Here is an 8,459-nt window from a genome sequence, read left to right as displayed (position 1 = left end):
ATGGCGGTCTTAAGGCCCCCATCCTTGAACAACTTGCGCATCGCTGAGAGATCCACGGCCATCACGCCCCTCGAATCGGTTTGGTAATCGTTAGCAGAGACTAATCGTCAAAGCATGAAAAAGCAAATTCATGCACCACCAATGTCCTCAAACGGCTCATTTTTCAGGTTTTACACTGAAATTTGAGCATGTTTATCCAGATTCGCGCTACTCGACTCAAGCTGGGAAAGCAGTGAGCCCTGGTAACTGCAACCTGGTGTCCATGATGCAATCGCCGACAGCAATCCATACGTGAGTCACTTTGCTGGCCAGCTGAGGGTATCGCTGACTGCAGACGTATTCCCTCGCAGATTGGAGTGGTTCCCACAGCACATGCAGCAACACTGCACCTGGATGCTCGACGGTTAAACCCATCCAAGCTCAACGATTGCTGTAAATCTAGCCGGTGAAAAACGGGGGCTAGTGGAGTCTGCCCGCTTTTTTCACTGGCCTTGGTGACAGGGCTTAGCCCTGGTGTTTCCAAATCAAGAACGCGGCTAAAAGGCCATAAACCAAAATGTTTTTCAACTAAATTAGTTCTCAAAAAGAGTTTGGGATTTTTCTACTGACAAGTAGGAAGTTTCTAGAACGGTATTGGGAAATTTCTGATATGCAGTTTATCTATATTTATATATAAGTTAATTATTACAACCCGCAAGCAACAGAGTCATTACTCAGCACTTGAGTAAAAATCGCTTGTGAATGATTTTAGCACCCTCCATATTCGCGACGGTAAACTGAATACCGCAGGCTAGCTTTGCCTGAATATATTGATATGGAGGTAAATTTCAATGGCGGAAACCAGGGTCGGAATCCTTATCCACTTGCCACCTGAAATTGCTGATCAAGCGTCTATATGTGCACAAAGGTCAGGTCGATCTAGAAAAGCTGAAATCGAAGTACGGGTAATAGATCACCTTAATAGGTTTAAAGCTTCCAACCACAATATCATTACCAAAAAAGGGGTAACGTTTTTAGCAATCGAAAACGACGATTGAGCTGCCAGTAGAAACACCTAATATTTAACGATCAATTAATAATTTAGGACATAGCCGTGAAAAAAATTCATACGATGTTTTCCAAACCTCGCAACTATGTAGCTGAGCTTCGCGCAACCAAAGTATTGTTGGCTTTTCTACTGAGCCTAGGTGTGATTGGCGTTGCGCACGCCACTGGCGGTACTGATATGCTTTCCAGTGCTGCGGCTCCGGTGAGCAAGACCTTTGGCGCAGGTTCGACCATGGCCAAATGGTTGATCCTGGCGGAAGTTATCGTGGGCACCATTATGTACATCAAGACGAAGAACATGATGCTACTGATGGGCGCCATTGTTGTGGTTGTATTCACCTCAGTTGGCTTCGGTCTGGCTAAGTAAAGGAAGCAGTGTCTTGGATAAAATGCGTGACAAATACCGTTTCCCCAAGACGCTGAATGAGCAAACCAGAATTTTTGGTTTACCTCTTGAAGAGGCTTTGACGACATTACCTATTGCTCTAATCGGCATGGCGACGTCAAAGCCTCTTATTTTCCTGGTGATCGCCACTCTTGTTTGGGTCTCCATACGCCACGTTAAAAAGGGTAAGGGGTCCATGTGGCTGTACAACGTAGCCTATTGGTATTTACCAACCACTTTATTCCGTGGTTTCTTCAAAAGACTACCCGACTCCTGTTACCGGCACTGGTTGAGATAGTGAGATGGAATATTCTGCCAAACAACGGCAATCCAAGGTCGTTGCGTTTCTGTATATCGGTTTGTTGGTACTGTTAGGCACCAGCATGATCGGCACGATCATTCTTGCCCTTGATAACCGTGCTTTGCGCCTTGAACAACCTCGCCACTTAGTGCCGATGTTGCTGGATAAACCTTTCTCTATTAGCTCCACCGGAGCTGATTCAAACTATCTACAGATGCTTGGTATGAGTTTTATCTTACTGCGCCTTAACGTTAGCCCAGAAACCATTGAGGGTCAGCACAAGATGCTGTTGTCCTACGTGGCGGAAGAAGCACGGCCTGGCCTCGCAGCGGTACTTTTTGACGAAGCAAGAAAGATTCAGCGCAACGAAATTACTTCAGCGTTCTTTCAGAACAAAGTGGCTATAGACCCTAGCCGTGGCTTAGTGGATATCCGTGGAACCATCCGGTATTTCTCCGGCGAACGGCCACTTGAACCGAGCAGTAAGCATTATCAGCTGCAGTTCACCTTCGACAACGGTGTCGCCTCTCTCAAACACTTCCTGGAGGTCACCGATGCGAAAGACTAGTGCTGCACTGTTGGTGTTTCTTGCGACCACTTGCGCTCAAGCTGACAACGCCTTCGTCATCACCCCGAACAGCAACATCACGATTCAGGTGAGTAATGAGAGCCCCAACGCCATTGCTGTGCATGACGACCGCATTACAGTGCTTCAGAGCAATATGGGCAGTATCACCAGTAAGGAAAACACGCCCAATGGCGCCATGGTCTTCAGCACGACCGTAGAGAAGCCAATCACATTCTTCGTGGAAACGGAGAAAGGCTTTTTCTTCTCGGTGTTAGCCAGTCCTATCGCTGGGCCTGGTAGGACATATGAGGTCAGCAACAAGTTGGCTCGCGGGAGTGCCGCGGCTGCAACTTGGGAGAAAAGCCTCAACTACGAGGAAATGCTAGTTGAGCTGAACAAACAGCTACTCAATGGCCTAATACCGGCCGGCTTCGTTGCCTCCAAAAACTTCGACTATGCCCCTGCAGGCAATGCTTCCACCTTCCTAAAAGTCATTCCTCTGGAAGCCTGGGTTGGTGATGAGGTGCGCGTGCTCAAGCTCACTGTGCGTAATACGTCACCCTACGACATTGAACTCAATGGCGGCATGTTCTGGGCCCGTGGTGTCCGTAGCGTCTACATCGACCGAAATATGCGGTCTCTTGGCCCTGAGCGTGAGGCGACGCTGATGATCACTCTGACTACGTCACGGAGCGATCGCTGATATGGAGAACCTGAACAAGAAAGTTGGTAAGCAGCAATGGATCATTGCGGGCTTCATCGGTGGAATCCTAACGCTCGGCGGCGGTGGTATTTGGTGGCTGACACAGTCAGAGCCCGAGGAGCAGGTGGTTGCCCCGGAAAACATCGATATGACCGGTGTGGTTACCAACTCCTTCGATGAAAAGTTGACCCAATCACTGATTGCCGACCACCAAGCCAATGACCGCGACAACCAGAAATCACTTAAGACCGTTTATGACCGACTCGATGAGCTGGAAACGCAAACCCTGGATCTTAAGGCTGAGAACCTATTGCTGCGGGCAAACCAGCAGGCAGTGCAAGAAGCTGCAACTCTGACACCGGACTTTTCCAGCCAATCAACTGAATCCAGCCAACTGATGCCGGGCGGATCTATCCCCGATCCAGCCTCGGCCTACAACCAATTTAACTTTGGTCAGCCCGGGGCACCGTTACCACGGCCCGAATACGCTATCCAGCCGCCACCGCCCGTGAAAGGCCAAATTGAGCGAACCAATTTCAGCTATGCGCAAAAATCCAAGCCCAAGGGCCAACTGATCCTCAGCGGCAGCTACAGCGAAGCAACTGTGATCGAAGGGGCTGACGCAAATGCCTCAGTAACTGGAGCTGAAGACACGGCGCCCATGCAGTTTCGCCTGACCGGAAAACTGCGCATGCCCAACCAAGCAGAGTACGACTTGTCTGGCTGCTTCGTCACGGCTGAAGCCTACGGCGACATCTCGAGCGAGCGTGTTGAAGTTCGCACCCATCGACTGTCCTGCGCGCTAGAAGGTAAATCTATCGACATGCGCGTCGAAGGGCACGCGAACTTCTACGGTAAGAACGGTATCAAGGGCACTCCAGTCATGCGCAGCGGGAAAATCCTCGGCCTGGCATTTCTTGGCGGAGGGCTGGAGGGCATTGGTGAAGGCTTTAAACAAATGGGCCAAACCAGTGTGGGCATAGGTGCTACCGCTGATGTGTCTGCCAGCCAGGTTGGCAAGAGCGGGGTAGGGGGTGGCATCGGCAGCTCCGGCCGCATGCTCTCCGATTACTACATCAAACGCGCTGAACAGTACCACCCAGTCATCCCAATTGGTGCAGGTACACCCGTCACCATCGTGTTTCAGAAAGGTTTTCGAATCGAGTACGTCGAGGATGAAGAGGCCAAAGCGGCGGGCAACAACGACCTCGCCAAATCGACTGTCGCCCAACCCCTTTCGAATGTACCTGCCGACATGCTCAACCAAGCAAAAGTCCAACTCGGCGAATTCTTACCAGGAGCCTCTCAATGATGAGTTATCGCCGGTATCTGATCGCCTGCATCACCCTCACTTTAACGGGCTGCGCGGGCATGAAGGACGATTTCGATTGTAAGGCAGTGGCCAGCGATAGCTGTATGACGATGCGTCAGGCCGATGAAATGGCCAAGGAAAAGGACCAAACAGAGAAGCGCGAGTACTCGTCGACCCGCAGTCAATCCTCAGGAAAAGGGGAGGGGACTGGCCGCGCACGACTGCCCAGTTTGATCGACATGTCCCGTTCTTTAGTGCCTGTTCGGATGAACCGAATTTCGTTGATGCCTACTCAGGTGCTCCGTTATGCGCCTTCGGTTCCGTTTACGCCGGTTTCGTTAATCCCCGTTGATGTCCTTCCTGGCGTTTCCGCTCCGGCCACACCTGTTACGTCTGGCCCTATCAAGCCTTCACAGACCTGCACACTGGCTGATTGTCCACCGTCGATGCGTGCTCCGCAGCGCGAGATTGAATCCGTTGTAAGCCTTTGGGTTGCCCCCTACATCGATGGCATTGATGCCGTACACGCTCCCGCCGAGCTGTATTTCGTGAGAAACCCAACGACTTGGCGCGATAGGTACGAGCCATGAACGATTTCCTGCGCACGGTTGCTGACCTGTTCAGCGCGGTCAATGGCAAGGACGGTGCTCAAAAGGCTAACGATGCCCTGAAAGAGCTGGATTTCCCGTCGCTTTCCAGCTTGCTGCCGTACCGGCTGCAAGAGAATGGGGGTGACTTGATGATCAACGAGGGCAGTATCGGCTTCATTCTCGAAGCTGAGCCATTGATTGGTGCCAACGAATCGATCGTCGAAGCAATCAATGAATTGTTGTTAGCGAAATTGCCTCGTGGGACGCCGTTGATGGTGACATTGGTCTCCAGCAAGGCCGTGGGAGGCATCATCGATCAAGGTCTCAGCAATTTCAGTTGGACCGGTGAGCACGCCGAGAAATTTAACGGTATCACCCGTGCCTACTACCGCCAGGCTGCCCGGGACGTCTTCAACAATCGACCTGGTCTGCCGTTGTCGCTTCGCGACTTCAAGCTGTATTTCACCTACGGAGAGTCCTGCAAACGCCCTACCACGGCGCGGCTGCATGAGCTGGCCAACCTTAAAAAGGTTCTCCGATCGGCACTGGAAGGTGCCCAGTTGAAAACCCAAACGGTCAACATGCAAGGGTTGCTTTCGACCTTACGTGAGTTGGTTAACCACGATCCTGACCAAATCGACCCATATCCCGACCACTACAACCCTGCAGAAGAAATTCACCATCAAATCGTCGAGCGCGACCTGACCCTCAAGGTGATGCCCGACTACATCCTGACCGAGCGCAAGGATGTTTTGGGACGACAGATCCGTACACGCATCCAGAACTTCATGCTGGAGAGCAACCCCGAGACGTTCTACCTGTGGCAGGCCGGTGACAATATCAGCAACCTGCTGCAGCCGGAAAATACCATCCCTTGCCCCTTTGTGATGACTTACATCGTTGAGGTCCAGGATCAGCCCTCGTCTCAGGGTGAGGCGACTCGCAAGTTCTTCGACATGGACAAAAAAGCGAACTCCACCTTCGCCAAATTCTTGCCTAGTACAGTGACGCAGGCCAAGGAGTGGGGAGATATTCGCGGCCGCTTACTCAGTAACGAATCAGCCCTGGCCTACTTTTACTTTAACGTCAGCCTGTTCACGCCAGACGATGATGAGGCCGCGTTGTCGTGTGAGCGTGCGCTGCAAAATACCTTCAAGAAAAATGGCCTAAGCATGTACGCCCCCACCTACATGCAACTGCGCAATTACCTGTCCATGTTTCCTTTTGTGGCCACCGAAGGGTTGTGGGATGACCTGCGCAAAACCGGGGCAACTTGCCGCGCTGAAAGCTGGCAAGCGGCCAACCTGTTCCCGATCATGGCGGACTCTCGACTCTGCAATGAAGGGCTTCTGATCCCCTCCTATCGTGGACAAACAGCGTTCTACGACATGTTCAGTGACGGTTTGGGGAACACCAACTACAACATGGCGGTAACTGGTACCTCCGGCGCCGGCAAGTCAGTGTTGGTCCAAGGCATTATCCGGCAGGTGCTCGACAGTGGGGGTATCGCCTGGACCATCGATATGGGCGATTCCTACAAGAGTTTCTGTGCCAACGTCGGAGGGGTTTACCTCGACGGCCAGGCCCTGAAATTCAACCCATTTGCCAACGTCTCCGACATCAGCCATGACGCTGAGCGAATTCGTGACCAACTGGCGGTACTCGCCGACCCCGACGGCATGCTCGACAAGGTGCATGAAGCGGTGCTGCTCGATGCGGTACAGCAGGCCTGGAAAGCCAAAGAAAACGATGCCCGCATCGACGATGTGGTGGATTTTCTCAACGGAGCTCGTGAGGGCAAGCATTACAGCGCTGGCAGTTCAATCGTTGGCCGTATCGATGAGATCGTCAAGCTGCTGGAGAAATACTGCAGCTATGGAATTTACGGGGAGTACTTCAACAGCAGCACCCCCTCACTGACCAGTGATGCCAAGTATGTGGTCCTGGAACTGGGTGGCTTAAGTGACAAACCCGACCTCCTGGCGGCTGTCATGTTCTCACTGATGATTTACATCGAAGGGAAGATGTACCGCTCCCCGCGTAGCCAGAAAAAACTCTGCGTCATCGACGAAGGTTGGGCCCTGATTTCTGGCGGCAATGAGAAGACTGAGCACTTCATCGAGAAGGGCTATCGCACCGTTCGCCGCCATCGCGGCGCCTTCCTCACCATAACTCAAAACATCAAAGATTTCGAAGCCTCGAAGGCTGCCCAGGCAGCTTGGGGTAACTCTTCGACCAAGTGCACCCTCAAGCAGGACTCCAGCGAGTTCAAGCAATACAACCGCCGTAATGAGGGCCAGTTCACCGAACTGGAGCAGCGGGTGATTAGCCGATTCGGTTCGGCCAAGGACAACTGGTTCAGCAGCTTGATGCTCAAGATCGATGACAGCACGTCGTTCCACCGCCTGCTGGTCGATCCAGTCAGCCGGGTGATGTTTTCGTCCTCCGGTGCCGATTTCGAGTACCGCGAGAAACGCACTGGCGAGGGTGCCAGCGCAGAACAAGCGATCTACGAGCTAGCTCTGCTTCGTTATCCGGAAGAAATGGAGAGGTTAGAAAATGCGATCGCATAAACACGACCTGTACGCATTGTTGGCTTTGTTGCTCTGGGTCGCCACCATAGGAGCTTCGGTTGCCATCCAGCGTTATGCCGATCCCAGCATAGTCAGCGTGGATGTGCGAAGCACTATCGATGCCTTCACCAAGCAAAGCGCGGAACAAAAGATCTCCAATACACAGCGGGAGCAGCTTGCTGAGCGTTTTAGCCAAGCTTTAGATGCCAGCCTCCAGGAGTATCAAACCAAGCATCGCGTCATCATTCTGGTCAAAGCAGCTGTTATTAGCGGCACAAAGGACATTACGCCGCAGATACAGCAAAGCGTATCGGCCAAGATGCGTCAGGTGACTGAGCCATGACCTCAATTGCCCGCAGCTTTGCTTTGCTTTTAGCTTTCTACTTGCCGTCGGTTCCTGCTACAGACCTAGGTGTAATCGGTGATGCTTTTCCGATCGCGGAAACCGACTTTCTCGATTTCATCCATGGCCGTCTCGGCCAGTTGGAGGCCAACGGCACCCTGGCGCGTGAACAGGAAAGATTCAAGCAACGTGTCATTGATAACACCCTAAGACCTCCACCCGTGGAAGGCATAACCCGTGCCACCGAGTACACCCGGACTACTTTCAACCCCTCCTTTGTCGTCGATGACGACAAGCGCGATACCAACGGCCGGATATTTGTCCGCAAGGGTGTGGTGGTCAACCCGCTGACCTACACCAGCTTCAACCAGACGTTGTACTTCATTGATGCCGACGATCCGGCTCAGATCAAATGGATCAAGGCCCAGCAACCGTCCACGCTCGAATACAAAGTGATTCTGGTGAATGGCAATGTGAAGGATGCCAGCGATGCCGTGGGTGTACGGATGTACTTCGATCAAGGCGGCACTCTGGTCCAGCGCTTAGGCATCAAAGCGGTACCGGCACGTGTAACTGCCGGTCTCGACAAGTCCCATCTGATCGTTGAACAGTTCGTTGCGGGGGATGAATCATGATC

At 52.4% G+C, this 8,459-nt stretch carries 10 protein-coding genes; all 10 read left to right on the top strand.

Annotation, left to right across the window (positions count from 1 at the left end; all coding sequences use genetic code 11):
- The first annotated feature begins 830 nt into the window (after window positions 1-830).
- From QMK50_RS27475 to traW, 10 genes are read left to right on the top strand one after another with little or no spacing between them, the layout of a single operon-like run.
- Window positions 831-1,037, top strand: a complete 207-nt coding sequence (locus QMK50_RS27475) for a TraY domain-containing protein (RefSeq protein WP_413787335.1) — start codon at window positions 831-833, stop codon at window positions 1,035-1,037.
- 56 nt (window positions 1,038-1,093) lie between these two features.
- Entirely contained in the window at window positions 1,094-1,414 is a 321-nt protein-coding gene (locus QMK50_RS27300; RefSeq protein WP_320334610.1) for a type IV conjugative transfer system pilin TraA, read from the top strand.
- A gap of 22 nt (window positions 1,415-1,436) precedes the next feature.
- Complete coding sequence (gene traL / locus QMK50_RS27295) at window positions 1,437-1,730, top strand: type IV conjugative transfer system protein TraL (RefSeq protein WP_320334611.1); 294 nt, start codon at window positions 1,437-1,439, stop codon at window positions 1,728-1,730.
- Window positions 1,731-1,734: 4 nt separating this feature from the next.
- Window positions 1,735-2,301, top strand: coding sequence for a type IV conjugative transfer system protein TraE (gene traE / locus QMK50_RS27290; protein WP_320334609.1), 567 nt, complete (start codon window positions 1,735-1,737; stop codon window positions 2,299-2,301).
- Complete coding sequence (locus QMK50_RS27285; protein ID WP_320334608.1) at window positions 2,288-3,004, top strand: type-F conjugative transfer system secretin TraK; 717 nt, start codon at window positions 2,288-2,290, stop codon at window positions 3,002-3,004. Before traE ends, QMK50_RS27285 begins: the two co-directional genes overlap by 14 nt.
- Window position 3,005: 1 nt before the next feature.
- Entirely contained in the window at window positions 3,006-4,316 is a 1,311-nt protein-coding gene (locus QMK50_RS27280; protein WP_320334607.1) for a TrbI/VirB10 family protein, read from the top strand.
- Window positions 4,313-4,906, top strand: coding sequence for a TraV family lipoprotein (locus QMK50_RS27275; RefSeq protein WP_320334606.1), 594 nt, complete (start codon window positions 4,313-4,315; stop codon window positions 4,904-4,906). The genes QMK50_RS27280 and QMK50_RS27275 overlap by 4 nt, the downstream gene beginning before the upstream one ends.
- A complete protein-coding gene (gene traC, locus QMK50_RS27270; RefSeq protein ID WP_320334605.1) occupies window positions 4,903-7,479 on the top strand; it encodes a type IV secretion system protein TraC in 2,577 nt (858 codons plus the stop codon). Before QMK50_RS27275 ends, traC begins: the two co-directional genes overlap by 4 nt.
- Complete coding sequence (trbI, locus tag QMK50_RS27265; RefSeq protein WP_320334604.1) at window positions 7,466-7,822, top strand: type-F conjugative transfer system protein TrbI; 357 nt, start codon at window positions 7,466-7,468, stop codon at window positions 7,820-7,822. The genes traC and trbI overlap by 14 nt, the downstream gene beginning before the upstream one ends.
- The gene (gene traW, locus QMK50_RS27260; protein WP_320334603.1) at window positions 7,819-8,457 is read left to right on the top strand and encodes a type-F conjugative transfer system protein TraW; all 639 of its coding nucleotides are present in this window, start codon (window positions 7,819-7,821) and stop codon (window positions 8,455-8,457) included. Before trbI ends, traW begins: the two co-directional genes overlap by 4 nt.
- The last annotated feature ends 2 nt before the right edge of the window (window positions 8,458-8,459 follow it).

It is taken from the genome of Pseudomonas sp. P5_152 (genome assembly GCF_033989915.1).
GTDB lineage: Bacteria > Pseudomonadota > Gammaproteobacteria > Pseudomonadales > Pseudomonadaceae > Aquipseudomonas.
The sequence above is the reverse complement of the archived record's forward strand: the minus strand, read 5'-3'. Positions and strand labels throughout refer to the sequence as shown.